Source organism: Pseudohongiella spirulinae (genome assembly GCF_001444425.1).
GTDB lineage: Bacteria > Pseudomonadota > Gammaproteobacteria > Pseudomonadales > Pseudohongiellaceae > Pseudohongiella > Pseudohongiella spirulinae.
In genome coordinates, this window is record NZ_CP013189.1 from 1,498,810 (window position 1) to 1,524,565 (window position 25,756).

Below are 25,756 nucleotides of genomic sequence, written 5' to 3' on the forward strand. Positions count from 1 at the left end.
TGAATTCCGCTTCTTTCATTCTTGGGGGATAACAATAAATGAGGTTTTACCATGCAGATTGGAGAAAAAACAGCTTTTATCACCGGGGCCGCCTCGGGTTTGGGTCTGGCGGCCGCGCAGCGCTTTGTAGCTGAAGGTGCCCGGGTATTTATGTTTGATCTGGATGCTGAGCGGGTCAGCGATCAGGCCAGGGCGCTAGGTGACAGGGCAGGCTGGGCCTCCGGCGATGTGAGTAATGAACAGGATGTAAAAGCGGCGATAGACAAAGCGGTCAGCCAGTTTGGTGCCATCCATATTAATGTTAACAGCGCCGGTATTGGCAGCGCTGGCAAGACTGTCGGACGAGAGGGTCCGTTGCCGCTTGTTCAGTTTAATCGCATTATCAACGTCAATTTGATAGGCACCTTCAACGTGCTGCGCCTCTGTGCTGCGCAGATGGCCAGCCAGACAGCGGTTAATGACGACAACGAGCGAGGTGTGATTGTTAATGTAGCCTCAGTAGCCGCCTACGATGGTCAGATGGGGCAGGCAGCCTACAGCGCTTCCAAGGGCGGTATCGTGTCGATGACCTTGCCGATTGCGCGTGACCTGGCACGTAGTGGTATCCGGGTGGTAACCGTTGCACCGGGCATCTTTTCTACACCCTTGATGGAAGCTTCACCACAGCCTGTTAAAGACGCATTGGTGGATATGATTCAGTTTCCCAAGCGCATGGGCGCGCCATCCGAGTTTGCAGACATGGCTCTGAACATCGTGCAGTGCAATTATCTTAATGGAGAGGTTATTCGTCTGGATGCCGGCATCCGCATGTCGGCCCGCTAAACAAATAACAGGAGTCAGTTCTCATGCATCATGAATCCCCATGGATGAATGAAGAGTTAAACATTTTGCGTGATCACACCGCGCGATTTTTTCAGAAAGAATTTGTACCGCATGTTAAACGCTGGGACGAACAGGGCATCGTGGATCGTGATGCCTGGAACAAAGCCGGTTCGGCAGGGCTGTTGTGTGCATCAATACCCGTTGAGTATGGTGGAGGCGGTGGTGATTTCCGGCATGAAATGATCATTGAGGAAGAAATGGCCAGGGCCGGGGTGACGGGTATCGGTAATTCGGTGCATTCAGGTATTGTGGCGCATTACATTCTTAATTATGGCAGCGAGGAGCAGAAACAGAAGTGGCTGCCCAGGATGGCCAGTGGCGAACTGGTGGGTGCCATTGCCATGACAGAACCAGGTACCGGTTCAGATCTTCAGGCGATAGCTACTCAGGCCAAAAAAGATGGTGATGACTATGTCATCAGTGGTCAGAAGACCTTTTTGACCAATGGTCAGTTAGCGAATCTTATCTGTATTGTTGCCAAGACTGACCCGGCAGCAGGAGCCAAAGGTGTCTCACTGATTATGCTGGAAACTGATCTGGCGCCAAGTGGATTCAAACGCGGACGTAATCTGGACAAGATTGGTCTGAAGGCGCAGGACACCTCAGAAATATTTTTCGATGATCTGCGGGTGCCTGCCGTCAATCTGCTGGGAGAGCGCGAAGGTCTGGGGTTTGTGCAGTTGATGGAGCAGCTTCCCCAGGAGCGTCTGATTATTGCTGTCAGCGCCTGTGTGGCAATTGAGCGGGCGCTGGAGTATACCATTGAGTATGTGAAGGAAAGAAAAGCATTTGGTAAACGTATTCTGGACTTTCAGAATACCCAGTTCAAATTGGCTGAGCGTCAGACGGAAGCACGCCTCGCAAGGGTATTTGTGGATGACTGTGCCATGAAATTACTGGAAGGCAAGCTGGATGCCAGCACCGCAGCCATGGCCAAGTGGTGGACTACCCAAAAGCAGTGCGAAATTGTTGATGAGTGCCTGCAGTTTTTTGGCGGCTATGGCTATATGATGGAATACCCGATCGCCAAAATGTACATCGATGCCCGAATCCAGAAAATCTATGGCGGCAGCAATGAAATCATGAAGTTGCTGATTGCCCGGGATCTCTGAAAAATGGGTTGTGAACTGCGCTTCAATCTTTGGGGCGCAGAGCCAATCCGTCAAAGCTGTTATTGTTTTCTGAAGTTGTATCAATTTTCTGTGCCAACTCCATTCTCAGCCTGAGATTGTTTCGTGAGTCGGCGTTGCGCAGTGCTTCGTCTTGAGAGATTCTCCCTTGCTGCACCAGCTCATACAGCGCAGAGTCAAAGGTCCTCATGCCCTGTTCTTCAGACTTTTCCATGACTTCCTTAATGTCGTCCACCTTGCCCTGTTTTATCAGGTCGCACACCCGTGGGGTGCCCAGCAGAATCTCAAAGGCAGCGGCCCGGCGGCCGTCCAATGAGGGAATCAGACGTTGAGAAATCAGACCTTTCAGATTCAGCGAAAGATCCATTAATAATTGTTGATGCCGCTCTTCCGGAAAGAAATTGATAATGCGATCCAGCGCCTGATTGGCATTGTTGGCGTGCAATGTCGCCAGGCAAAGATGACCTGTTTCGGCAAACGCTATGGCATGGTCCATGGTTTCCTGACTACGTATTTCGCCAATCAGAATGACATCCGGTGCCTGGCGCAGGGTGTTTTGCAGGGCATTTTCATAACTCAAAGTATCGATGCCCACTTCACGCTGACTGACTATGCTGCGTGCATGTGGGTGAATGAATTCAATCGGATCTTCAACAGTGATGATATGACCGTCGCTGTTGCGATTGCGATGACCAATCAGAGCAGCCAGCGAGGTTGATTTACCGGTGCCGGTGCCACCAACAAATAGAATCAGCCCGCGCTTTTCCATCACGATGGTTTTCAGCAAATCAGGCAGTCCGAGTTGTTCCGGTGTAGGTATATCGGTTTTGATGTGCCGGAAAACCATGGCAGTCTGACCACGCTGACGATAAATGTTGACCCGGAAACGCCCGATATCGGATTCTTCGATGGCCAGATTCATTTCCGCATCATGCCTGAACTGCTCCTGCTGCTCAGTATTCATTATCGCGGCTGCTACTTTCTGCACATCAGCGGCACTGAGTCGGGACTCATCGAACGCCTTGATGTGACCGAAAACTTTTATACTTGGCGCCAGTTCTGCAGTCAGGAAAAGATCAGATGCTTCCTGGTCGATCATCTGTTTGAGCAGTGTGCGTAGATCCATGAGTGCTTTCTCCGGTCTGTCAGAATCGTCGCTCGGTGTACCAGTTAACTTCTCTAGAGTGCCTGTCAACCTGCTCGCAAACATCCAGAGTCAGTGCGAACAAAGCCATACGCACCAATACACCATTATCGGTCTGACGGAAGATGGCCAGATTGGGATGCTGATTCAGGTCATTATCCAATTCGTTGGCATCCTCGCGTGAATCACGCGGCAAAGGATGCATAATCACCGTATTGGGTTGGCAGTAGCGCGTGTAGATTGCCTGGTTAAGGCGAAAGCGGCCGCGGTACAGGTCGGCTTCCAGTTTGCTCTGAAAGCGCTCTTCCTGAATGCGCGTCAGATAAACAATGTCATTGCCGGTCAGGCCGGTTTCCATATCCTCGGTCTCGACCACTTCATGGCCGCGCCGTCTGAGATCTTCAGTGATTTCTTCGGGCATACGCAACTCTTTGGGAGAAATCATTGTGAAGCGGATATTGCTGTACAGGCTGACCAATTGCGACAGGGAGTGTACGGTGCGTCCGTGCTTCAGATCGCCGACCATGGCCAAGTGCATGCCGTCGATATGCTGTTGACGCGATTTCAGTTCGATTTTAATAGTGTACAGATCCAGCAGGGCCTGACTTGGATGCTCATTGGGGCCGTCGCCTGCGTTCAGTACCGGTACACGACTGGCACGGGAAAATTCGGCGACTGAACCGGCCTGAGGGTGGCGCATAACGATGATATCGCTGTAGCCACTCATGACCCTTCCGGTATCGTACAACGACTCGCCTTTGGTCAGAGAACTGGCTTTGATGTCTGTCGTTTCACGAACTTCTCCACCCAGCAGGTTGAAAGCGCATCCGAAACTGACCCTGGTGCGGGTGCTGGGCTCAAAAAACATGTTTCCGAGAATCGCGCCGTCAAGCACTTTGGTCATCCGCTCGCGATGTGCATACGGGCGCATGGCATCGGCCACCTGAAAGATTCGTTCAACATCGCTGCGTTCAAATTGTGACACGCTCAGAATGTGAGCTCCCGGAAATTGCATAGTGGCTGGGTCCCGCTGTGGTGGATTGATCTGGTTTTACGCAAGTTTACTACAGATCACGAGCCTGAACTAAGCGCACTTCATGTTATAGTGCCTGACCATGAAACCCCGCTCAACTATATATTGGCACGACTACGAAGCCTTTGGCGCAAACGCCCGGCGCGACCGCGCCAGTCAGTTCGCAGGTATCAGGACTGACCTTGAGTTGAATGAAATTGATGAGCCGCTGGTGATTTATTGTCAGCCGGCACCTGATTATCTGCCACATCCCCAGGCTTGTCTGATCACTGGTATCACACCGCAACTCGCGATGCAGCAAGGGCTGCCGGAAACTGATTTCATCAGGCGCATTCATGAACAGATCAGTCGTCCGGGCACCTGCACGGCTGGTTACAACAATATACGATTTGATGATGAGCTCAGCCGTCAGTTGTTGTACCGCAACTTTTATGACCCTTATGAACGGGAGTGGAAAAACGGTAATTCACGCTGGGATATTATTGACATGCTGCGGCTCTGTTATGCGGTTCGACCAGAAGGCATACAGTGGCCAGATGGTGACCGGGGTGGTCCATCGTTCCGACTGGAGCTGTTGAGTGCGGCCAATGACATCAGCCATGAAGATGCACACGATGCCCTGTCCGATGTGCGGGCCACCATAGCGCTGGCAAAGCTTGTCAAACAGGTACAGCCAAAGCTGTATGACTACGCATTTGACATGCGTCTGAAAAAACAGGTGCAAAGTGTTATTGATCTGGAGCGTCGGAAACCTCTTGTGCATGTCAGCGCGATGTATCCGGCCAGTCGGGGCTCTAGCGCGATCGTTATGCCACTGGTTCGTCATCCGCTTGATAATAACGGCGTGCTTTTTTATGACCTGCAAACTGATCCCTCTCCCTGGCTAAGTCAGTCAGAAGAGGAGATGCGGGCTTCGCTGTTTACGCCACGCGAGCAAAGAGCTGCGGATGAGATCCGTCTGCCAGTATCAGTAGTGCATATCAACCGCTCTCCCATGCTGGCACCTTTACCGGTCATGACTACAGAGCGGATGAAGTTTTTGGGTTTTGATCTGGCAACGGCGCGCAGGCACTGGCATCTGATTCACGAGCACCCTGATTTTGTCAGACGGTTGACGTTGGCCATGCAGGGCGGCGCAGAGGCGGACGCAGATGACGATCCGGATTTTATGATCTACAGCGGTGGTTTTTTCAGCGAGGCAGACAAGCGGCTCATGACCCGGATTCGCAGTATGGATGCGGTGCAACTGGCTGATCAGTCCTCTGCTGTTTCGAATGCATTTCTTGATGCACGACTACCGGAGCTTTTGTTCCGATATCGGGCCCGTAACTTCCCTCAGACCTTGTCAGTGGCTGAAAAACAACGTTGGCAGGATTTATGTCGTCGACGTTTGCTGCCTGAGGCGCCCGATGCGGGTAGTCCGGCCGGACTGACAGCCACGCAGTGTCTTGAGCAGGTAAAGGCCCTGTCTGAGGAGCCAGGACTGACGGAAAGTGACCGGCATGTGCTTGATGAATTACAGGAATGGGTTCAGGCTATTTGCGAGCACTTGGCAAAATGAGTAGAATCGCGCGCAACTCGTCTCCGGTATGGCGCTGAAACTATCATGACTGATACACCGCTCGATGATCCTTTTCACGATATCCGTCCTTACAACGATGATGAAATCCGGCCTGTACTGGATAATCTTTTATCGGACGATGGATTCGTCAGCAGCATTTCCCAGTTTAATTACCCGCGTTTTTACCGGTTTTTTCCGACCCTGCTGAAATCCCTGGCCCGGCGCAAATTACGCCAGCAACTGAAAGACGTCAACAGTGTAGCCAGCATGCAGGATGTGATTGCGGGTTATATGGATCAAATGATCGAGCGAACCACAACCGAGTTGACACACAGTGGTCTCGATGGTCTGTCAAAGAGTCGCTCGTACCTGTTTATCAGTAATCATCGGGATATTGCCATGGATCCGGCCTTTGTTAACTACATGCTCTACCATGCCGGGTTCGAGACTCTCTACATTGCCATAGGCGACAATCTGCTAAAAAAGCCGTTTGTTACCGATCTGATGCGGTTAAACAAGAGTTTTATCGTTAAACGATCGCTCAAGGGACGGGAACTACTGAAGTCGTCCAGGCAGTTATCTGAGTATATCCACCACTGTGTCGGGCAGCATCGCAATGTCTGGATCGCTCAGCGCGAGGGGCGCGCCAAAGATGGTCTGGACAGGACAGAAACGGCGCTGTTGAAAATGCTGGCAATGGCCAGACGCGGCGAGGGCCTGGCAGCCGCACTGAATCAATTACATATTGTGCCGGTCTCGATTTCCTACGAATTTGACCCCTGTGACAGCCTTAAAGCTGATGAGTTACATCAGAAGCAGACAACCGGAGCTTTCGTGAAGACTGACCAGAGCGACATCCAGAGCATTGTCACTGGAATGGTGGGGTTTAAAGGTCGGGTGCATGTTGCTTTTGGTGAGCCACTTGATCTTGATAGCGATGATGATGAGTTGGCCGCCCGCGCCATTGATGCGCAGGTGATCCGCAATTATCGCCTGCACACTACCAATGTCCTGGCATTGCAGCAATTGCGGGCGATGCCTGATAATGACCTGCCAGTGTTGAGCGACGAAGGGGAGCAGCTACTGGCTGACTTCGCCGTTGATCGCCAGGTAGCCGACAGATTCAATCAGCGCATAGCGGCTATGCCAGCTGAGATTCGACCGCTGGCCCTGCGTATGTATGCCAATCCCGTTCTGAGCCGTTTCGCTGATCAGGCTTTCTGACGGACTTTCTGCAGTCGTTGCGAAAAAGAGCTTCTTGACTGGGCGCTCAATGGACCGCTGCAATTTAATTGCATCTCAGCTTCCTGGATCTTTTCCAGCCGCTCTTTGAGCGTTGGGGGCAGACGACCGAGACCTTTCTGTAACTGGTTCAATTGTTGCTGCATCCGAATCGCTTTGTCTTCAAGCGGGGTGTCGGCGCCACAAATGATCTCGGTGTCGACACAGAGCTCCCGCATCCGTTCGGTCAACTTGCGGGCAGCATTGGCGATTGATGTTGCGCTGTCAGCCGGCGAGGCCATCCAATCAAGCAGCTGAGTAAAGCGTTGTTCCAACAATGTGGCCCAATTTGCATCGCTTACCGGCTCAAGTTCTGACCATTGCTGTTTTATTGTGTGCTCAGATTCTGAAACAGGTCTGCCGGCCAACAATAGCTCTTCAGCCTGACGGCACAGTTCGGCTCTTTGAGTAATCTGTTGCGCCAATTGCAGCGCCTTTTTATCGGGGGCTGCCTTCAGGCGTTGTTCATAACGCCGTGTCACTTTATTGAACTGTTCCAGCAGCGCCTTTTGATTTGCTTTCTGATCGCTGGCCAGTGTCTCACGGAAGGACTTGCGCAGTTTTTGATATTCAGCTCTGGAATCAATAAAGGCTTCGTCTTCAAGAGTCAGCAGATCAGAAATCTGCCTGACCAGATCACGTGCGGCGCTGTTCGTTTTGCGGGATTCCTGCTTTTGAGCGCGGCTTTGATCATCGCGTCGGGCAAACAGCGCATCGCAGGCCGCGCGAAATTCCGACCAGAGTTTGCGGTCATCCTTGAAAGAGCCGGGACCCAGGGATTTCCAGTCGCTTTGCAGACGTTTAGCCGTGTTAATGGCGGCGGCCAGATCTTCGCTATCAACCAGGGTTTTTGCCTGGTCGATCAGTGCCTGTTTTTTGGCATTATGAGCCAGTAATGCGCTACGTTTTTGTTGCTTCAGGTCAGCAAGAACCTTGTTAAAGCGGCTTTGCAGGTTCTTGATTTTGTTCTGGGCTACGGGGGCAAATGTTTTCCAGTCGGCGCGCGCCTTTTGCTCGAGCCGCGCCGCTTCGGCCAGATCAACCTCGCTTTCCTGCAGGCTGGAAACATAGGCTTCTAGTTGCTCACAAATATTAGTGCGGGCAATCAGGTTGGCAGCCTGCTTCTCTTTGCGCTCTTTAAAGTAGATTTTACAGGGCTCAAAGGCGGTTTTTGACAGTTCACTGAACTGGACCCACAGTGTGTCATTGTCATCGGAGTGGCCCAGTAATTTCCACTCATCCTGTAACTCACGAATTTGTCGGGCTTTTGTGGCAGGGGGGATCTCTTCGCTGATCAGTGCCGTCATTTTCTCAATCAGTTCGCGCTTCTTCTCAGAGGCGGCAAAACGTTTCCAGTCCAGAAGCTTTGTCAGCTCAGCCTTGTGTGGTTGCAGCAGTTCCTGCAGCCGCTGTTGGTCTGTTTCTCCGATACGTTTGAGTGTATTCTGATTTTTGTCCCACAGGCTTTGCGCTTCGCGTAGACGACCTTCTGTGAGCAGCAGTTCCAGTTGTGCAACAGAGCTCTCTACTTCGCCGATAATTGATTTCTGCCATTGTTCATGCTGTGACATCCGTTCGCGCAGCAGTTCTTGCAGCCCCAGCAGTTCTGCATCGTCGTTTGCATCATCCAGCAGCGCCAATATCCGGGCCTGCAGAACAGTAAGGGTTGGCAGGTCCCGGTAGGATGTGCCTGGTATAGCGCGCTGCAGTTTTTCTTTTTCGCTCATGGGGGCGGCAACACCTGCACTCGCCTCAGGCGATTTTGATTGTTCTCGCAGGCTGTTTTCTACAGGCTTTGGATCTTGCGTAGAGGATGTCATAAATCACGGCTCTCCCTGGTCGGCAGGTATAATACCAGACAGGTGCTATAATCACAGCACAGTCTAAGGAAGTTGTTATCTCATGCTATCTCCTGCAATCAAGGATGAAATTCAGACCGCCTACAAACGAATAGTGGCGGAAAAGCAGTTGCGCCCCCGTCTGGGGCAGAGGCTGATGATTGCTGAAATCGCCCGTTCTCTGTCTGCTATCGACAATGATGAATCCTCACAGAGTGAGCAGGAAGCGGAGGGACCCGTGTGTGTCATCGAGGCCGGCACAGGGACGGGTAAAACATTGGCCTATATACTCGGCACTTTGCCGCTGGCCAGGCATCTGGGCAAAAAAGTGGTATTGGCTACCGCGACAGTTGCCCTGCAGGAGCAGGTAACCCAGCGTGATTTGCCGGATATCTGTAAATATAGCGGACTGAGTTTCAGCTCGACACTCGCCAAAGGTCGCGGACGCTATGTCTGTTTATCCAGGCTGGATCAGCTATTGCAGGAAAATGCCAGTCAGAATGCTTTATTGGAACTGTTTGGCGAGGTCATCCCCGAAGCATCAGCCGCTGGTGCCCACAAGGCACTTTATCAAACTATGCTTGACAGCATTGGCGACGGCAGTTGGCAGGGGGACCGCGATGACTGGGATGAGCTTCTCAGTGAGGAACAGTGGCGACCTGTTACGGTAGAGGCCGGTCAATGTGCGGGTCAGAAGTGCAGCAATTTCAGTCGCTGTTGTTTTTATAAAGCTCGGGAGCAGGTCCAGAGTGTTGATTGCATTGTTGCCAATCATGACCTTGTGCTGGTGGATCTGGCACTGGGAGGCGGCGCTGTGCTGCCGGCCCCCGAAGATACAATCTACATTTTTGATGAGGCACATCATTTACCCATAAAGGCGAACCAGCATTTTTCCGCCAGTACCCGGTTGCGGGGGTCCGTGCAATGGATGGATACCGTAAACAAGACTCTGCAGCGACTGGCAGTGGACAAAAAACTGTCAGGGATTCCCGGTATCAGCCGGGAGGCGTCGGAACTGGAGTCAGTCTGCAAGCAGCTGACCGGACACCTGAATGATGCCTTGTTATTGTTTGAGGCTTCATTTTCAGAGACAGTCGATAAATTCAGTGAAGAGGGTGTCAAACGTTACCCCTTGGGAGTCCTGCCAGGCGAGCTTCGGGAGCTGTCAGTGCAACTGGCCGCGCAAAATTTTCGCCTTGTAAGAGGATTGAAGGAAATTGTTGCACAGCTAAGAAAGCTGATTGAACAGGCTGACACTCTGGAGCAGCGGCAGCAGGCCGAACAATGGTTTCCGGTGCTGGGCGCGATGGCCACTCGGGCTGAGGACAATAATCGGCTATGGCAGTCCTTTGCCAGCGAAGATGACGGACAGGGCGCGCCGGTGGCACGTTGGCTTTCCCGAATCAGCTATGGGGAAATTGAGGATCTGAGCATAAACAGCAGCCCGGTGTTAGCTGACAGGACATTGCAGGAGCATCTCTGGTCGCGTTGTGCAGGCGCTGTGTTAACCTCGGCGACCTTGTCCGCCCTGGGAAATTTCGATGTCCTGCGGATGCGCGCAGGTCTACCCGAACATACGGTTTATCATCGCATTGAAAGTCCCTTTGATTATGCGGGTGCCGCGACTCTGGCGGTTCCGCGCATGAACTGTGACCCCGGCAACAGTGCAGCACATACTGAAGCCATTATTCAGTCTCTGCCGCGCGTGATTGACCGGCAAGAGGCCACTCTGGTCCTGTTCAGCTCAAGACGTCAGATGCAGGATGTGCTCTCTGGGCTGGAGTCTGACTGGCATTCATTAATTCTGTGTCAGGATGATTATCAGAAGGCGCAGCTATTGACGTTGCATCGACAGCGGGTCGATAAGGGTGAGGGGAGTGTCATTTTTGGCCTTGCCAGTTTCGCGGAAGGTGTCGATCTGCCGGGGAATTATTGTCGGCATGTGATCATCGCCAAAATACCTTTTTCGGTGCCCAATGATCCGATCGAATCGACCCTGTCACAATGGCTTGAAGAGAGTGGTAAAAACCCGTTTATGACGCTGTCCGTGCCGGAAGCGGCATTCCGCCTGGTACAGGCTACCGGTCGTCTGTTGCGCAGTGAAACGGACAGTGGCCGTATTACAATTTTTGATCCGCGGCTGATCACGCGACGGTACGGCAAGGATATACTGGACTCTCTGCCGCCGTTTACACGGCAGTTAAATGTGAGTGTCTGAGTCAGCTTTTTTTTCTGTCAAATAAGTAGCCTATGCCGGCTCCGGCTGCAGCACCGATCAGGGTAACAAGCACAATATTGCTGAGCAATGCGCCTAGTCCGAAGCCCAGAAAAACACCTGCTGTCAGGCTCAATGGCAGCACAGAGTCAGTTTTTTTATTGTGTTTGCGTTTTCGACGTTTTGTTTTACTCATGATCAGTCAAGCTCCGTTATTTCGTATATACGCACACTTGTCTGCGGTTCGCGACTTATCCGGTTTATTAATTCGGGGTTAGCGAATACCCGACCGATTACTGTGTGGCTGCCGGTCAACCAGGGTGCGTTATCAGCTAGAATAACCAATTCGCCATCGTTCGTGCCTGGACCGTAATTAGCCATCAGTACGCTGCCCGCTGTCGGGCGTCTGGAAGGCAGTCCGCCGTCGTAGCGATAGCCGCGCAGCTCGAATAACTGCATCAGGTTCATATTTTGTAAACGTGACAACACGGTCTGCTGCTGTTGCCGGAGCTGTTCTTTATCATTGATATTCATGGCGCGATAAAGGGGTGCCAGTACCACTCGTTGAAAGTCAGCCTGATCTGCAATATTCAACCAGGGGTGGGGTTTACCCTCAATATCCAGGAGGGTTTGTTGCTCAAGGCCAAGCCCCCGGGCATTTATTTCATCGGCGACCGGACTGTCGGGTCTTGGTCTGCCGGCCCGCTCCGCATCTCCGAATTGAATAAGAACACCAGGTACGCTTCGGTGCACGGTCAGGCCGTTGTAATAAGCTTCATTCGGCGAGACGCCCACTAGTTGCAGAACCCGCTGGACGTTGAGGGGAGCCGCTTCCGGGTAGAGCTCAATGTAAAATTCACCCAGCGATGTATATGCCCGTAAAGCGGGATTGCGGGGGTTCTCCATCTGACTTCGGAGCAGGTTGTTATCGGTAACTGTCTGCTGAACGGGTGTTTGTGCCGAGACAATGTTCGAGGCAATTATCAGCAGGCTGCTAATTATCAATTTTTGAATCATGCCGGGATTTTATTCCAGATCACCGGGGCGGTCGATATCTTTGATGATGCCAGGATCATCAACTTCCAGCGTTTCAGTGCGGGTAACATGCCTGCCAAGCACATGGCGAGCTCCTGAGTCACCCTGGCTATTGGCTATTTCCAGGAAAAAATCTGCTCCAAAACACACAGGATGACCACGATGTTCTTGATAGACAGGGACGATAATACGATCGGATCGGCTGTGTTTTATCAGTTTATCCACTGTCTGTGGATTGATGTAGGGCATATCTGCCAGGCAAACCAGGGCTGCGCCCCAATGCTCAGGTATCACTTTTGCGGCTTCTGCCAGTGAATGACCCATACCCAGTTCGGAATGTTCTGTTATCACCAGACGACAGGGTTTACGCAGCTGTAACATGCAGTCATAGCAGCCAAGAGCCGCCAGCTCCTGTCGACCTGCAACAATGATGTCACTGACTGCTGATGCCTGCAGCTTGAGGAGACTTTGCTCCAGAACGCTATGCCCGCCCGGGAGGCGGGCATTGAGCTTGACGCTACCGAAGCGGCGACTGAAACCAGCCGCCAATACAATAGCTCCGACTGTTGGCATTGTTGCGTCCGTGCTGATCAATCCCAGCTCAGTGCGCCGCCGGTCTGATATTCAATGACGCGCGTTTCAAAGAAGTTTTTCTCTTTGCGCAGGTCCATTATCTCAGACATCCACGGGAAGGGGTTCTTGACACCCTTGAATTGCTCCGGCAAGCCAATCTGAACAAGACGCCGGTTGGCGATAAACTGCAGATATTCTTCCATCATGACAGCGTTCATGCCCAGTACGCCGCGCGGCATTGTGTCGCGTGCGTATTCGATTTCCAGTTGAGTGGCCTGCAGGATCATCTGTGTGGCCTCGCGCTTCATGGCGTCGTCCCACAAATGCGGATTTTCGATCTTGATCTGATTGATCATGTCGATACCAAAGTTCAGGTGCATGGACTCATCACGAAGAATGTACTGGAACTGCTCCGAGGTGCCGGTCATCTTGTTGCGACGACCCATGGACAGGATCTGCGTAAAGCCACAGTAGAAGAAAATGCCTTCCAGGCAGCAATAGAAGGCGATCAGATTCTTCAGCAGAGCCTTGTCGGTTTCCGGTGTTCCGGTGGTGAAGTTGGGGTCGCTTAACTCCTGAGTGTATTTGAGCCCCCAGGAGGCTTTTTTGGCGACCGAGGGAATTTCGTGATACATGTTAAAAATTTCGCCTTCGTCCATGCCCAGTGACTCGATGCAGTACTGGTAGGCGTGCGTATGGATAGCTTCTTCAAAGGCCTGTCGCAGAATGTACTGGCGACACTCCGGGTTGGTGATCAGGCGATAAATGGCCAGCACCAGGTTGTTGGCTACCAGCGAGTCGGCCGTGGAGAAAAAGCCCAGGTTGCGCTTGACGATCAGGCGCTCATCGGCCGTCAGACCGTTGGGGTTTTTCCATAATGCGATATCCGCATTCATGTTGATTTCCTGCGGCATCCAGTGGTTGGCGCAGCCATCGAGGTATTTCTGCCAGGCCCAGTCGTACTTGAACGGTACCAGCTGGTTCAGGTCCGCACGGCAGTTGATCATGCGTTTGTCGTCAACGGACACACGATCGGTCCACTCGTCCAGTTCAGCCATCCCGGCGGTCACATCCAGGTTCTCGAGTTGCGCCTGAGCCTGCGCCATAACGCGTTGGTTATTGGCTTCAGCCTTGGCATCGGATCCGAGACCGGATTCGTCTGCTGCAGGTTCTGCTACAGGCGCTTCAGCTGCAGCTGCCATGTCCATGGCTGTCATCGTTTTGGCTGCCGCCACGGCGTCTGCATAACTGTGTGCTGCCTGCTCACTGATTCGCGGTGCCGCTGCACTGGCAGCCGCAATGCTGCGGGCTGCCTGTGCTGGTTGACTGCGAGTCTGCTGCTTATTGCTATCAGCATCCAGGTTAGTTGGATCGTCGTGGAATTCATCCCAAGAAATCATTGTATCCCCCTGATTTTATTAATACTGATTTACTGACATGCTTCGCAGTCAGGATCGTCAATGGAACAGGCCTGCGGTACGGGTGCCGGTTCTGGCGTGCTGGATACCGCATTCAACTTGCTGCCTGCGACAGTCGATTTTTCTGTACTGGTGGCCGCCAGGGAACGCAGGTAATAGGTAGTCTTGAGACCCCGCAACCAGGCCATCTTGTAGGTAATGTCCAGTTTTTTGCCATTGGCACCGGCAATGTACAGATTCAGCGACTGAGCCTGATCAATCCACTTCTGGCGACGACTGGCAGCTTCTACCAGCCAGCGTGGTTCGACTTCAAAGGCCGTGGCATACAGCTCTTTAATGTGCTGCGGAATGCGGTCAATCTGCTGAACGCTGCCATCGTAGTATTTAAGGTCATTCACCATGACGTTGTCCCACAGATCGAGCGCTTTGAGATCGCGGATCAGGTAGGGATTCACAACGGTGAACTCTCCGGACAGATTGGATTTCACATAAAGGTTCTGGTAAGTGGGCTCAATGGACTGTGAAACGCCGGAAATATTAGCGATGGTGGCCGTTGGTGCAATGGCCAGTACATTGGAGTTGCGCATGCCAGTCTGGGCGATACGCTGGCGCAGAGCCTCCCAATCCTGGGTCTGGCTAAGGTCCACTTCCAGGTATTTTTCACCGCGTACTTCCTGCAACATTTTCAGTGAGTCAATCGGCAGAATGCCCTGGTCCCACAAGGAGCCTTTGTAGCTTTGATATGGTCCGCGCTCTTCTGCAAGATCTGTTGACGCCTGAATGGCATAGTAGCTGATGACCTCCATGGAGCGGTCGGCAAACTCAACAGCCTGCTCTGAGCCATAAGCAATGCGCTGCGCATACAGGGCATCCTGGAAGCCCATAACACCCATACCTACCGGGCGATGTTTCAGGTTGGAGTTTTCAGCCTGTGGCACGGAGTAGTAGTTGATGTCGATTACGTTATCCAGCATACGTACTGCTGTTTTTACGGTGCGCTGCAGTTTCTCGGTATCCAGACCGGCTTCAGTGACGTGATTGACCAGATTCACGGAGCCGAGGTTGCAGACGGCAATCTCGTCGGCGCTGGTGTTTAACGTGATTTCAGTACACAGGTTCGATGAGTGAATGGTGCCGACATGCTGCTGTGGAGAGCGAACATTACAGGCGTCCTTGAAGGTGATCCAGGGATGGCCGGTTTCAAACAGCATGGACAGCATCTTGCGCCAAAGATCCTTGGCCCGGACGGTTTTGTAGATTTCCATTTCGCCGGCTGCCGCCTTGCGCTCATACTCTTCATAGGCCTGCTCAAAAGCATTCCCGTGCAGGTCATGCAGCTCAGGCACGTTATTCGGTGAGAACAGCGTCCACTCGCCATCTTCAAACACTCGTTTCATGAACAAATCGGGAATCCAGTTTGCTGTATTCATGTCGTGTGTACGGCGGCGGTCATCGCCGGTGTTTTTGCGCAATTCCAGAAATTCTTCAATGTCCAGGTGCCAGGTTTCCAGGTAAGCGCATACCGCGCCTTTGCGCTTGCCACCCTGGTTCACGGCAACGGCGGTATCGTTTACAACTTTCAGGAAGGGTACGATGCCCTGCGATTTGCCGTTTGTGCCTTTGATGCCCGCGCCAAGAGCCCGAACGGGTGTCCAGTCGTTACCCAGTCCGCCGGCCCACTTTGAAAGCATGGCGTTGTCTTTGATCGCACTGTATATGCCGTGCAGATCGTCCGGTACTGTAGTCAGGAAGCAGGAAGACAGCTGGGGGCGCAGGGTGCCCGAGTTGAACAGTTGCGGCGTAGATACCATGTAGTCAAAGCTGGAAATCAGGTTGTAGAACTCAATGGCTCTCGCTTCGCGATCTGTTTCATTGCTGGCCAGGCCCATGGCGACCCGCATAAAAAAGATCTGCGGCAACTCGAAGCGCGTGCCATTACTGTGAATAAAGTAGCGGTCATAAAGCGTCTGCAGGCCCAGATAGGTGAACTGCGTATCACGTTCAGCCTTGAGAGCTTCGCCCAGAACGTCCAGGTCGTATTCCAGCAGGTGCGGAGAAAGCAGTCCCAGCTCGACACCTTTTTCGATATAGGGGCGCAGAACCGTGGGATAGCGGTAGTTCATTTCGCTTTGTGTGGCGCTGTCAGTCAGACCCAGGAAACCCAGAGCCTCAGAACGCAAGGTGTCCAGCAAGAGGCGGGCAGTCACATAGGAGTAATTGGGATCCTGCTCAACCAGTGTGCGTGCTGTCATAACGGCGGAGGTGCGCACATCCTCCAGCTTTACGCCGGGATAGAGGTTCTTGAGGGTTTCTTCATAGATGGCATCGGCCGAGACTCCTTCCAGACCGGCGCAGGCTTCGTCAATCACAGTGCGTAAGCGTTCGGTATCCAGCGGTGCCTGACTGCCGTCAGGGTAGGTGACCTGTAATGATGACTCCTGTGTTTGCTCACGTGCCCGCTGCTGTTCGCGCAGGCGGGTGTGTTCGGCACGATACAGCACGTAGGCTCGTGCTACTTTATGCTCACCGGTACGCATCAAGGCCAGTTCTACCTGGTCCTGAATTTCTTCAATATGGATGGAGCCGCCTGAGGGCATGCGGCGTTTGAAGATAGTGGATATCTGCACCGCCATCTTTGCAACTGTTTCGCGAACACGGGCGGAGGCGGCTGCAGTACCGCCTTCTACAGCCAGGTAGGCTTTGGTGATGGCCACCACGATTTTGGACTCGTCGTAGGTAACAACCGCACCGTTACGCTTGATGACGCGCAACTGTCCAGGAGCAGTGGCGGGCAGGTCTTCTTTGATCCTGGGTTCCGGTCTCGGACTGGTCGCAGCGCTGCCATAACTGGGAGTATTGGTTTGCATTGGATTCTCCATGATCTCCATGAATTTTATATTTGGGGGCGACAACTGAAAAATACACTATATATGGGTCAAATTGCCTGACAAAGCACAAGATAGTGCGGTGTGTGTGTTATTGCAAGTGCTTTTTATGTGGATAGCTTGTGGATAAGTTGTGATCAGCCCGGAGAATGGGCACAAGATATAGTGTCACACCTGCCAGGGACAGGTGTGACATGTAGACAGAAAGTGTATGGTGGGCCGGAAAATCAGCGATCTGAGCAGAGAAATTCAAGCAGCGCTTTCTGGGCATGCAGTCGGTTCTCAGCTTCATCCCAGACCACGCTGTCTTCAGAATCAAGCACTTCAGCGCTGACTTCCTCGCCGCGGTGGGCGGGCAGGCAGTGCATAAACAGGGCATCGGGAGCGGCATGGGACATTAATTCAGAGTCGACCTGATAGTCGCTGAATTTTTCTATGCGCAGACGTCGCTCTTCTTCCTGCCCCATTGATGCCCAGACGTCCGTAGCCAGCAGTGATACGCCTTCGACCGCCTTGACCGGATCGCGGGCCAAATGAACCCGGTCCTTATTTGCTTCCACTAATTGTGCATCCGGCTCAAAACCTTCCGGGCAGGCAATGCGCAGCTCAAAATCAAACTGCCGGGCGGCGTTGATGTAGGAGTTACACATATTGTGGCCATCTCCCACCCAGGCCACTGTGCGACCGGCTATATCCCCGCGATGTTCAAAAAACGTCTGCATATCGGCCAGCAGTTGGCAGGGGTGGAAATCATCAGTCAATGAATTGATGACGGGCACACTGGAGTGCTTCGCAAACAGCTCCAGCTTGCGGTGCTCGTATGTTCTGATCGTAATAACATCAACCATGCGCGACAGAACTCTGGCACTGTCTTCAATACTTTCGCCGCGGCCAAGCTGAGTGTCAGCCGGTGCCAGAAACAGTGACGCGCCGCCCAGTTGAGTCATGGCGACTTCAAAAGAGACCCGGGTGCGTGTTGATGATTTTTCAAAAATCATTGCCAGGGTTTTGTTTTTCAGTGTTTCCTCACGCAGCGATGGGCTCTTTTTCAGAGCAATGGCCCGATGAATGATGTGATGTAATTCATCAGGTGTCAGATCCAGCAACGTCAAAAAGTGTCGAGTGCTCATGGCTAATCCAATTCAAAAACTAAAAAGGGCAGCGAGCGCCACCCTCCGGAAAAGTCCCTAATAGTATCATTTTTTACATGCGGGGCAATTATCGGTCCCTTTGTAATTCATGTAGAATAGCCGCTCTTCTCAATTCATTGTGACAGGTATGAGTTTTATGAGCGTCGAACAGACCATCCGCGATCAGATCAGTGCCAATAATATTCTTCTTTACATGAAGGGATCGCCTGATCAACCGCAATGCGGTTTCTCCGCCCAGGCAGTGCAATGCCTGATGGGATGCGGCAAGCGATTTGCCTATGTTGATATTCTGGCAAATCCCGAGATTCGGGCTACGTTACCGGGCATCGCCAACTGGCCGACATTTCCGCAACTGTGGATTGATGGTGAGCTGATCGGCGGCTGCGATATCATCACTGACCTGTATCAGAAAGGTGAATTACAGACCCTGATCGATCAGGCCAGTACTCAGGAGCAGGCGTGATAGCCTGAACTTCCGGAGCGCGGGGCAGGGATCGCTGAATGAAAATACTGGAAGCCGGAATTACCGGACTTATGGTCTGGTAGCGCGGATTATACGATGTCTGAAAAAAAGCTGGCCGCATTGTGCATCGTGATGACTCTGTTTGTCATGCTGATCCCGGGGGCGGTGATTGAATTTGCCAGTGACTGGGTCAGGCAAATGCTACCCTGGCGGCCGGAATCACGACCTCCGGGCGCAGGGCAGGTAGATAAGCTCGTTCACGGTTTGGTATTTGCGCTCTGCGCTTATGCAGTTACCCGGGCCTGGCTGGGGGAGTGCTCTTTGCCTGCTCTCGCTCTGATGCTGGCAGTTTTTGCTGTGTTCACTGAACTGGCGCAGGTTTTTATTCCGGGACGTTCGGGTGATGTACTCGATGTTCTGGCCGATGCGTCAGGCTTGATTGCCGGGATGGCATTGGCCTTATGGGCAGGCGGGCGGCAAAAAAAAGCCCGGCTTTAATGAAAGCCGGGCCTGGAGTCATACTACTATCAAGGGAGAGATAAATGAAACAAAACCCACAATTTTGTCTGCAATCTACCTACACTTACTCAGACTGAGGCTCAGACTGAAAGTTCCCGCTTCCCGTAAAAAAATCACTTAAATGCTGTTTACCGCCAATCCCAGTTGTTCAGCGACAGCTCGCTGCTCAGTATTGGAGAGTACCCCAATGCTTGCGTTGCCGGGTTTCAGGTATTTCAGGGCTACGCGTTTCAGGTCGGCGAATCGGGTCTTGAGCACAGCATTTCTGAATTCCATCTGTTTTTCACGGGTTCTGCCGAACAAGCTGTTGTAGTAGTCTTGACGGGCCGCGCCCGATGGGGATACGGAGCGATCCATGCCGGATATCACGCCAAGGATCGCTTCTTCCACCAGGTGGTCGGCATCTGTCAGGTTTAACAACCAGTCAACTGAGGCGTCAAAATCATGCAGTGTTTCGCTCAGTCGTGGATCCCTGTAGGAATAAAAGCGGAAAGAGGCTGAGCCCGCATCCTGGTCGGCACCCGCTCCATAGGCGCCGCCCTGCTCACGGACGGCGCGATGCAGATAAGCATTTCTCAGAACTCCAGCCAGCACGCACAGGACCGGATGATCGGCATGACCGCCTGGTACTGTGGGATACGCTTTGGCGCAGAAATTAACCTGTGTGTTGGTGGTCCATAGAGCTCTGACTGGTTGACGGACCGGTGCCAATGATAATCCTGCCTGGGTATTATCAATCGTCGGGGCGCCTTGCCATTGGTTTCGGAGAGCGTCGATATAATCGTGCCGGTGGGTAGCCTCTCCAATCAGCAGGAAACGCCTGGGTGCCTTGATAATGCGCTTGTGGATTTGTTGAAAGCGGGATAACAGATCAGTGATGCTCACCCCGGATTGGGCGCTCAGAAACGACTTGAGCGACTTGATACCCTGCAGGCCAGAGAATTGGTGGCTGAGTTGCGCGGTTGGGCTCATGCCGCTGGAGGCCAGTGAGACGGCCATTGTGTGACCTCGGCCGGTAATACTGCTTTGTTGTCTGGCATTGACCTGTTCGAGCAGCTCGGAGATACGTTTGTTTTCATCCAGGCGCGTATTAAAGAAGGTCTCAAAAAGCAGCTCCGTCATTTCGGCGTGCTTGTCTGCCAGCGCCTTTGAAGACAGCACCAGGACCGCTTTTTGCTCCTGTTCATTGTCTATGGCCGAACGGGCGCTGGTATAACAACTGATGCCGCCGCATACTGCGGATTGCCAGGTCTGCACCTCAGTATAGTCTCGTTCGCCAATGCCCAGTTCGGTGAAGCAGGTGGTATACCAGGGCAGAACCTCCAGTAGTTCCGCTTCAAGGTCAGGCAGGTCGACGATGATTTGTTGATAGACCAGGCCGTTAGTTCCTTGCGAGTACCAGGTTAGTGGGCAGTTGTGCAAAGTATGCTGCTCGCTGGTAATAAGTGGTAGCTCAGCCGGCACATCCTGCAGACTGACTTTAGGCAGCACGTCAGGGTCGTCTTGCTGCAATTGACGTTGTGCAAGCCTGGCATTCAACTGGATGATCTGCTCCCGTTCAGCGTCGCTCAATTGTTCTTTGATGGCCGCAAGACGCTGTGCTTCGGCGTTCTTCTCGCGGGTGGCCAGCTCAGAGTCAGGTGTCAGGGTCAATGTCACCCGATGCTGGTTGTTCAGTAGCAGCTTGCGAACCAGTCCCGGAATAAAATCCGGATCCTTGATGTCCTCGCGCAACTGACTCAGGGCAGGTTCGATATCAAGTAGTTTGATCGGATCTCCACGATGCACAGCCGTCGATAAGCCGGCCATGATCAGTTGCAGGCCATATGGATAGCTGTCTCCGGCAATCTCACGCTGACTCAGCTCAAGTTGGTGCAGGGCCGCTTCGATCTGGCGTTGATCAACACCTTGTTCGCTGATCTTTTCCAGTGTTGAAAGAATCAGTTGTTCAATCGCCGAGGTGGCGTCATCTGCACAACCCTCAAGGCCGCATATAAAGCTCATTTCCCGATTACTGTCTTCCAGGCCGCACAGCGGAGAGGGTGACTTGCCAAGTTCGCTCGTTTCAAGCACTGCCAGCAAAGGGCTGGCACTATTGTCGAGCAGGACGGCGCTGAGCAGGTGGGCTCTGAACAGCTCGTCCAGTTGCATGCTCTGACCCAGCAGCCAGCCGACAACAACGTGCGTGCTGTTTGTGCTCTGCTCGTCTGGTTCGGCAGCAAACGATTCCTGAACCCTGACCGGGGACAGATAGCGCTTTTCGTCTGTGGCGCTGAATGTCATTGGCAGGCGATCAAAGCGTTTCAGTGCCAGTTCTTCAAAGCTGGTCTGAAGTTCATTCGCAGGGATATTGCCATAGGTCATGAATATGGCGTTGCTTGGGTGATAATGTGTCTCGTAAAAGCGCTTGAGTTGTTCGTAGCTCAAATCGGGTATATGCGAGGGCTCGCCGCCGCTGTTGTAATGGTATGTGCTGGTCGGGAACAGGTAGCTGCTGAATGTTTGCCACAGCCGGGCCGTGGTGGAGCTCATTGCCCCTTTCATTTCATTGTAGACCACGCCTTTGTAAACCAGGTCGCTATTGGCATCGGAGTCTTCGCTGAACGCCAGTCGATGGCCTTCCTGGGCAAAATCCAGCTCGTTTAGGTTTGAGAAAAATACTGCATCCATATATACCTTGAGCAGGTTATTAAAGTCCTTTCTATTTTTGCTGGCGAATGGGTAAGCGGTACAGTCGCTACTGGTGAAGGCATTCATAAACGTATTTAACGAACGCCTGATCATCATGAAAAACGGGTCGCGAACTGGGTATTTTTCGCTGCCGCATAAGGCCGTGTGCTCAAGAATATGAGCGACGCCAGTTGAATCCATTGGCAGAGTGCGCAAGGCGACCAGAAACACATTCTCGTCGTTATCCGCTGCCAGATGATAGTGTCTGGCGCCTGTGCGTCGGTGTTCAAACTCATGCATTTCCAGTTGCAGTGACGCAATGTTGTGGCTGCGCAGCCAATGAAACGCAGGGTGGCTTTGAGATGCGGGAGATGGCTCGGAGGTTGATGTCATAACGTGGTCATGTTCCTGTTTCGGCTATATGCCGATTACCAGATGGATGGCGACCAGCTCTGGGACTGCCTGTGACAGGCAGTCGTGTAATGCCAGTGTCCGGTTTTTCAAAAAATCAATTTCTTCGGGTCTGATATTGGGGTTGCGTTGTTGTAATGCAAGTAAGCGTTTGATTTCGGTGGTCTGGGAGCTGAGCATGGTTTGACTGGCCTTTGCAATCAGGCCGGTAGCGATTTTGCCGGCAGATGACTCAGCGTCACGCAGCAGCGAGTGAATGATGCTCTGCTGCTCAGCGATCAGCTGCGCGGCAACAACCTTGTTTACTGACTTGACGCTTCGTTGAAGTTCATCCTCATCGATATTGAGTTCGGTTAATTGTTCAGTGTTATTGTGCGGAACGCTCACAGTCCAGCTGCTTTGCGTGAGGTATCGTTGTGCCTGTATGGCTGACGAAGATGTCATCTTGAGTCGGTATAGACACTGGAGCAACAGACAGCCCTCAGGCAACATCTTGCTTCCGGAAACGCAGGCTTTGCCCAGTGGGTCAGTCAGAGTCAGGTCATAGGCGCCCAGAATCATCGGGTGCTGCCAGTTCAAAAAAGCCCGATCTTCACGGAGCAGGGCGCACTGGCGGTCGAAGCAGGCTTCAATGCCGTCATCCGCCAGACCCGGGAAGCAAGGTATCAGCATATCCTCGCTGGGTACGATACTCAGGCTGCCGTCACTGTTCGTCTCATGATGGATATTAAACTGGTCAAGCAGGGTGATCATCCAGGGCTTGAGGTCGCACTGTTGTTCAAAAGCGACAATTTGTTGTTTTATGGTCGCCGCTTTTTGTGCATCAAAGGAATTGAGCTCCAGCAGGCGGTCACGTCCCTTTTCAAGATTTGCTACCAAGGTGGCGCGTTGTTGGCAGACTTTTTCAAGCAAGGCCTGAAAGCCCGGCTCTTTCATCGTTTCCGGGCGTTCGATAAAGCCGGCAAGTTCGCAAGCATGCTCCTGCCACAGCCGAAATGCGGCAGGAGACACTTGCTCGAAAGCATCAAGTCCCTGCTGGTACCATCTGAAAAGCACCTCTTGCGCGCTACCTCTAAGGTAGGGCACATGAACACTGATGTGTGTCTTCTGCCCAATGCGGTCGAGCCTTCCTATGCGCTGCTCCAGCAACTCAGGATTTTCCGGAAGGTCAAATAAAACCAGATGGCGGCAAAATTGAAAATTGCGTCCTTCGCTGCCAATCTCTGAGCAGATCAACACTTTGCCGGGATTATCAGTATCAGCAAAATAGGCTGCGGCGCGGTCACGCTCCAGCAGGTTCATGCCACGATGGAAGGCGCTGCAGGCGATACCGGCGCGCCGCCGAAGATACTTCTCCAGTGCGATGACACTTGCATCCTCTGTGCAGATCAGCAGGACCTTTTCACGCTCCGGCAGGTTTGAAATCCAGTCGACAAGCCATCGCACCCGAGCATCATCGGTCATCTCCTCTGGGTTGATGCTGGTGGCGTCTAATGCGTAGCTGAACAGGCTGCGTCCCGGAAAACCCTTTAACGCACGACGGGTGTTGCGAAACAGAATGCGGCCGGTACCAGCCTGATCCAAAAGCTCTCGAGTCAGTATTCGTGACTGTTCTCCGGCTGGCAGCTTGTTTATTCGTTGAACCAGGTGCTGGTAATCGGACTGTTCTTGTTCGAACTGACTGAAGCTACTGAAGCGGGAGGGATCAAGCAATTGCAACAGTCGAAAATGGCGTTGCATTCCCAGTTGTTCCGGGGTTGCGGTCAGCAACAACAGCCCTTTGCTTGTCTGGCCGAGTTGCTGCAGTGGATTGTCTGAATCGAGTTCGGCGCGATGTGCCTCATCAACGATACATAAATCCCAGCCTGCTTCACTGGCAGCACTGGCCCATTCAGGCTGCGTTTCCAGCAGATTATACGAGGTCAGGACCAGCTGCGATGTCAGAAAAGGGTTTAGCCCGGTTCCGTCGCTGAGCGCCTGACAGCGCCCGGCATCGAGAATAGAAAAGTGCAGATTAAATCGTCTGAGCATCTCCACCATCCATTGGTTGATCAGCGGTTCAGGCGTGATGATCAGGACTCGTTTAACCAGTCCGCTGACAAGCTGGTGCTGCATGATCAGGCCGGCTTCGATGGTTTTTCCCAGACCCACCTCGTCAGCCAGCATGACGCGAGGAGCATGGCGAGTGGCAACCTCACTGGCGATGTAGAGCTGATGGGGAATAAGCTCAACTCTGGCGCTCGTCAGTCCGGTCAGGCCGCTTGCATGGGCTTCAGCAAACAATCTGAGTGCCTGTTGTTTCAGATAAAACCACTGGTGGCTGCCCAATTGGCCGCTGAACAGGCGCTCTTTTGGGCTGTTAGTGCCCAGGGTGTCCGGCAATAGCGATTCAGGCAGTCGGCGAGTAAGGTGCTCAGGGTGCTCCAACTGATAGATGTAGGTGTGATCAGGGGTTTCGTCGACAAGCACAACGGTATACTGCTCGTTTTGCTTGCCCAAGAGCAGTTGGTCGCCTGTATGCAGGCGCAGGCGGCTGAGCGGGGCATTGGCCGTGGCGTATTGGCGGGTTTGAGCGCTTGCCCTGAAGGCTACAGTGATTGTCCTGTGCCCAACTTCAGTAATAATGCCAAGTCCGAGTTCCGGCTCTGTGTCGCTGATCCAGCGCTGATTCATTGCGAAAAAAAGGTTGTTGCTCATTGTGTACGACTTTCTTCAGGCGGTTGTTCCAGGGTCAGTGGTCCCAATTTTCCTTCGCGGAAATCGTGCAGCAGTATTTCTGAGACCCGGTGCCAGTCGACGCCGTAACGCCCACGACAGGCGCGCCGTTCAGCCAGTTCGGTCATAAACTGTTCTGCGCTGTCCGGAAGCTGCTGGAAGCCATAGCGCCGTTTCAGTGCTTCGGGGTAATCTCGCAACAGGAATTCGGCAGCTTCCATCGCAACATCCTCAAAGACGATTGCAGTGTTGCGAATTGCACCGGCAGCGGCCAGTCGATAGGCTGCCGCCTGATCTTCCAGTCGAGGCCACAACACGCCGGGAGTGTCAAACAAGTACCATTGGTCGTTCAATTTCACCCGTTGCTGGTTTTTGGTTACCGCAGGTTCGTTACCTGTTTTGGCCAATTTTCGTCCGGCTATCTGATTCATGAGTGTTGACTTGCCGACATTGGGGATGCCAGCGATTACTGCTGTATATTTCCGTTTTTCCGTCGTGACAAGTTTTTGGCAGGCGGCCAGTATCAGTTGAGTGCTGAGCAGGCTGTTTTTGCCATTGGCGAGCGCCCGGCTGCCAGGCTGGCTGTTCAGATAACGCACCCAGTTGGCGGTGGAAGCGGGATCGGCCAGGTCACTTTTATTCAGGATATGCAGGCAGGGTTTGTGATGTTGACGGCGCATTTTATGCAGCAGGGGGTTGCTGCTGGCGGACGGCATGCGGGCATCGAGTACTTCGATGATCACGTCTATCTGTTGAATCAGTTTGGCCAATTCTTTATTGGCCTTGAACATGTGTCCGGGATACCAGGCAATAGTCATGCTTATAAAATCTG

General features: G+C 52.8%; 19 protein-coding genes. 7 read left to right on the plus strand and 12 right to left on the minus strand.

What is annotated here, in order from left to right; genetic code table 11:
• Positions 1 to 51: 51 nt before the first annotated feature.
• Both PS2015_RS06755 and PS2015_RS06760 read left to right on the plus strand, forming a co-directional pair.
• Positions 52 to 822, plus strand: a complete 771-nt coding sequence (locus PS2015_RS06755) for an SDR family NAD(P)-dependent oxidoreductase (RefSeq protein ID WP_058021500.1) — start codon at positions 52 to 54, stop codon at positions 820 to 822.
• A 23-nt stretch (positions 823 to 845) separates the two neighbouring features.
• Positions 846 to 1,994 carry an acyl-CoA dehydrogenase family protein gene (locus PS2015_RS06760; RefSeq protein WP_058021501.1) on the plus strand — a complete coding sequence of 383 codons (1,149 nt, stop codon included), beginning with the start codon at positions 846 to 848 and terminating at the stop codon, positions 1,992 to 1,994.
• A 22-nt stretch (positions 1,995 to 2,016) separates the two neighbouring features.
• Here PS2015_RS06760 and PS2015_RS06765 read toward each other — a convergent pair whose 3' ends face one another.
• Together PS2015_RS06765 and PS2015_RS06770 are read right to left on the minus strand one after the other, a co-directional pair.
• Positions 2,017 to 3,138, minus strand: coding sequence for a PilT/PilU family type 4a pilus ATPase (locus tag PS2015_RS06765; protein ID WP_058021502.1), 1,122 nt, complete (start codon positions 3,136 to 3,138; stop codon positions 2,017 to 2,019).
• 19 nt (positions 3,139 to 3,157) lie between these two features.
• Positions 3,158 to 4,171 (minus strand): aspartate carbamoyltransferase, encoded by a 1,014-nt coding sequence (locus PS2015_RS06770; RefSeq protein WP_058021503.1) that lies wholly within the window; start codon positions 4,169 to 4,171, stop codon positions 3,158 to 3,160.
• 100 nt (positions 4,172 to 4,271) lie between these two features.
• Between PS2015_RS06770 and sbcB the strand changes: the two genes are divergently transcribed.
• Together sbcB and PS2015_RS06780 are read left to right on the plus strand one after the other, a co-directional pair.
• Positions 4,272 to 5,750 (plus strand): exodeoxyribonuclease I, encoded by a 1,479-nt coding sequence (gene sbcB, locus PS2015_RS06775; protein WP_058021504.1) that lies wholly within the window; start codon positions 4,272 to 4,274, stop codon positions 5,748 to 5,750.
• Between the two features lie 45 nt (positions 5,751 to 5,795).
• The gene (locus PS2015_RS06780) at positions 5,796 to 6,974 is read left to right on the plus strand and encodes a 1-acyl-sn-glycerol-3-phosphate acyltransferase (RefSeq protein ID WP_058021505.1); all 1,179 of its coding nucleotides are present in this window, start codon (positions 5,796 to 5,798) and stop codon (positions 6,972 to 6,974) included.
• Here PS2015_RS06780 and PS2015_RS06785 read toward each other — a convergent pair.
• Entirely contained in the window at positions 6,962 to 8,758 is a 1,797-nt protein-coding gene (locus PS2015_RS06785) for a DUF349 domain-containing protein (protein WP_058021506.1), read from the minus strand. The two genes, PS2015_RS06780 and PS2015_RS06785, sit on opposite strands and share 13 nt — an antisense overlap.
• A gap of 175 nt (positions 8,759 to 8,933) precedes the next feature.
• Here PS2015_RS06785 and dinG point away from each other — a divergent pair, with 175 nt between their 5' ends.
• The gene (gene dinG / locus PS2015_RS06790; RefSeq protein ID WP_058021507.1) at positions 8,934 to 11,087 is read left to right on the plus strand and encodes an ATP-dependent DNA helicase DinG; all 2,154 of its coding nucleotides are present in this window, start codon (positions 8,934 to 8,936) and stop codon (positions 11,085 to 11,087) included.
• 1 nt (position 11,088) lies between these two features.
• Here dinG and PS2015_RS06795 read toward each other — a convergent pair whose 3' ends face one another.
• The 6 genes from PS2015_RS06795 to argF all read right to left on the minus strand — a co-directional run bounded on the left by PS2015_RS06795 (position 11,089) and on the right by argF (position 18,125).
• The gene (locus tag PS2015_RS06795; RefSeq protein ID WP_058021508.1) at positions 11,089 to 11,280 is read right to left on the minus strand and encodes a hypothetical protein; all 192 of its coding nucleotides are present in this window, start codon (positions 11,278 to 11,280) and stop codon (positions 11,089 to 11,091) included.
• 2 nt (positions 11,281 to 11,282) lie between these two features.
• Positions 11,283 to 12,101: a peptidylprolyl isomerase gene (locus PS2015_RS06800; RefSeq protein WP_058021509.1), complete on the minus strand. Its 819-nt coding sequence runs from the start codon at positions 12,099 to 12,101 to the stop codon at positions 11,283 to 11,285.
• Between the two features lie 9 nt (positions 12,102 to 12,110).
• Positions 12,111 to 12,692: a nucleotidyltransferase family protein gene (locus PS2015_RS06805; protein WP_058021510.1), complete on the minus strand. Its 582-nt coding sequence runs from the start codon at positions 12,690 to 12,692 to the stop codon at positions 12,111 to 12,113.
• Between the two features lie 17 nt (positions 12,693 to 12,709).
• Positions 12,710 to 14,092, minus strand: coding sequence for a ribonucleotide-diphosphate reductase subunit beta (locus tag PS2015_RS06810; RefSeq protein ID WP_058021511.1), 1,383 nt, complete (start codon positions 14,090 to 14,092; stop codon positions 12,710 to 12,712).
• Positions 14,093 to 14,121: 29 nt separating this feature from the next.
• Positions 14,122 to 16,977 carry a ribonucleoside-diphosphate reductase subunit alpha gene (locus PS2015_RS06815; protein ID WP_082628016.1) on the minus strand — a complete coding sequence of 952 codons (2,856 nt, stop codon included), beginning with the start codon at positions 16,975 to 16,977 and terminating at the stop codon, positions 14,122 to 14,124.
• Positions 16,978 to 17,222: 245 nt separating this feature from the next.
• Complete coding sequence (argF, locus tag PS2015_RS06820) at positions 17,223 to 18,125, minus strand: ornithine carbamoyltransferase (RefSeq protein ID WP_058021512.1); 903 nt, start codon at positions 18,123 to 18,125, stop codon at positions 17,223 to 17,225.
• A 157-nt stretch (positions 18,126 to 18,282) separates the two neighbouring features.
• Here argF and grxD point away from each other — a divergent pair, with 157 nt between their 5' ends.
• The gene (gene grxD / locus PS2015_RS06825) at positions 18,283 to 18,609 is read left to right on the plus strand and encodes a Grx4 family monothiol glutaredoxin (RefSeq protein WP_058021513.1); all 327 of its coding nucleotides are present in this window, start codon (positions 18,283 to 18,285) and stop codon (positions 18,607 to 18,609) included.
• Between the two features lie 96 nt (positions 18,610 to 18,705).
• Complete coding sequence (locus PS2015_RS06830) at positions 18,706 to 19,107, plus strand: VanZ family protein (protein WP_058021514.1); 402 nt, start codon at positions 18,706 to 18,708, stop codon at positions 19,105 to 19,107.
• 138 nt (positions 19,108 to 19,245) lie between these two features.
• Here the strand turns inward: PS2015_RS06830 and PS2015_RS06835 are convergent, their stop codons facing one another.
• The 3 genes from PS2015_RS06835 to ylqF are packed head-to-tail and all read right to left on the minus strand — an operon-like array spanning position 19,246 to position 25,742.
• The gene (locus PS2015_RS06835) at positions 19,246 to 22,191 is read right to left on the minus strand and encodes an insulinase family protein (RefSeq protein ID WP_058021515.1); all 2,946 of its coding nucleotides are present in this window, start codon (positions 22,189 to 22,191) and stop codon (positions 19,246 to 19,248) included.
• 24 nt (positions 22,192 to 22,215) lie between these two features.
• Positions 22,216 to 24,906, minus strand: coding sequence for an SNF2-related protein (locus PS2015_RS06840; protein WP_058021516.1), 2,691 nt, complete (start codon positions 24,904 to 24,906; stop codon positions 22,216 to 22,218).
• A complete protein-coding gene (gene ylqF, locus PS2015_RS06845) occupies positions 24,903 to 25,742 on the minus strand; it encodes a ribosome biogenesis GTPase YlqF (protein WP_169792279.1) in 840 nt (279 codons plus the stop codon). Before ylqF ends, PS2015_RS06840 begins: the two co-directional genes overlap by 4 nt.
• Positions 25,743 to 25,756 lie beyond the last annotated feature (14 nt).

What these genes read in the sequence shown, in the direction of transcription:
- PS2015_RS06755 (WP_058021500.1), top strand. Translation starts at nt 52, where the DNA reads ATGCAGATTGGAGAAAAAACAGCTTTTATCACCGGGGCCGCCTCGGGT.
- PS2015_RS06760 (WP_058021501.1), top strand. Translation starts at nt 846, where the DNA reads ATGCATCATGAATCCCCATGGATGAATGAAGAGTTAAACATTTTGCGT.
- PS2015_RS06765 (WP_058021502.1), bottom strand. Translation starts at nt 3,138, where the DNA reads ATGGATCTACGCACACTGCTCAAACAGATGATCGACCAGGAAGCATCT.
- PS2015_RS06770 (WP_058021503.1), bottom strand. Translation starts at nt 4,171, where the DNA reads ATGCAATTTCCGGGAGCTCACATTCTGAGCGTGTCACAATTTGAACGC.
- sbcB (WP_058021504.1), top strand. Translation starts at nt 4,272, where the DNA reads ATGAAACCCCGCTCAACTATATATTGGCACGACTACGAAGCCTTTGGC.
- PS2015_RS06780 (WP_058021505.1), top strand. Translation starts at nt 5,796, where the DNA reads ATGACTGATACACCGCTCGATGATCCTTTTCACGATATCCGTCCTTAC.
- PS2015_RS06785 (WP_058021506.1), bottom strand. Translation starts at nt 8,758, where the DNA reads ATGAGCGAAAAAGAAAAACTGCAGCGCGCTATACCAGGCACATCCTAC.
- dinG (WP_058021507.1), top strand. Translation starts at nt 8,934, where the DNA reads ATGCTATCTCCTGCAATCAAGGATGAAATTCAGACCGCCTACAAACGA.
- PS2015_RS06795 (WP_058021508.1), bottom strand. Translation starts at nt 11,280, where the DNA reads ATGAGTAAAACAAAACGTCGAAAACGCAAACACAATAAAAAAACTGAC.
- PS2015_RS06800 (WP_058021509.1), bottom strand. Translation starts at nt 12,101, where the DNA reads ATGATTCAAAAATTGATAATTAGCAGCCTGCTGATAATTGCCTCGAAC.
- PS2015_RS06805 (WP_058021510.1), bottom strand. Translation starts at nt 12,692, where the DNA reads ATGCCAACAGTCGGAGCTATTGTATTGGCGGCTGGTTTCAGTCGCCGC.
- PS2015_RS06810 (WP_058021511.1), bottom strand. Translation starts at nt 14,092, where the DNA reads ATGATTTCTTGGGATGAATTCCACGACGATCCAACTAACCTGGATGCT.
- PS2015_RS06815 (WP_082628016.1), bottom strand. Translation starts at nt 16,977, where the DNA reads ATGCAAACCAATACTCCCAGTTATGGCAGCGCTGCGACCAGTCCGAGA.
- argF (WP_058021512.1), bottom strand. Translation starts at nt 18,125, where the DNA reads ATGAGCACTCGACACTTTTTGACGTTGCTGGATCTGACACCTGATGAA.
- grxD (WP_058021513.1), top strand. Translation starts at nt 18,283, where the DNA reads ATGAGCGTCGAACAGACCATCCGCGATCAGATCAGTGCCAATAATATT.
- PS2015_RS06830 (WP_058021514.1), top strand. Translation starts at nt 18,706, where the DNA reads ATGTCTGAAAAAAAGCTGGCCGCATTGTGCATCGTGATGACTCTGTTT.
- PS2015_RS06835 (WP_058021515.1), bottom strand. Translation starts at nt 22,191, where the DNA reads ATGACATCAACCTCCGAGCCATCTCCCGCATCTCAAAGCCACCCTGCG.
- PS2015_RS06840 (WP_058021516.1), bottom strand. Translation starts at nt 24,906, where the DNA reads ATGAGCAACAACCTTTTTTTCGCAATGAATCAGCGCTGGATCAGCGAC.
- ylqF (WP_169792279.1), bottom strand. Translation starts at nt 25,742, where the DNA reads ATGACTATTGCCTGGTATCCCGGACACATGTTCAAGGCCAATAAAGAA.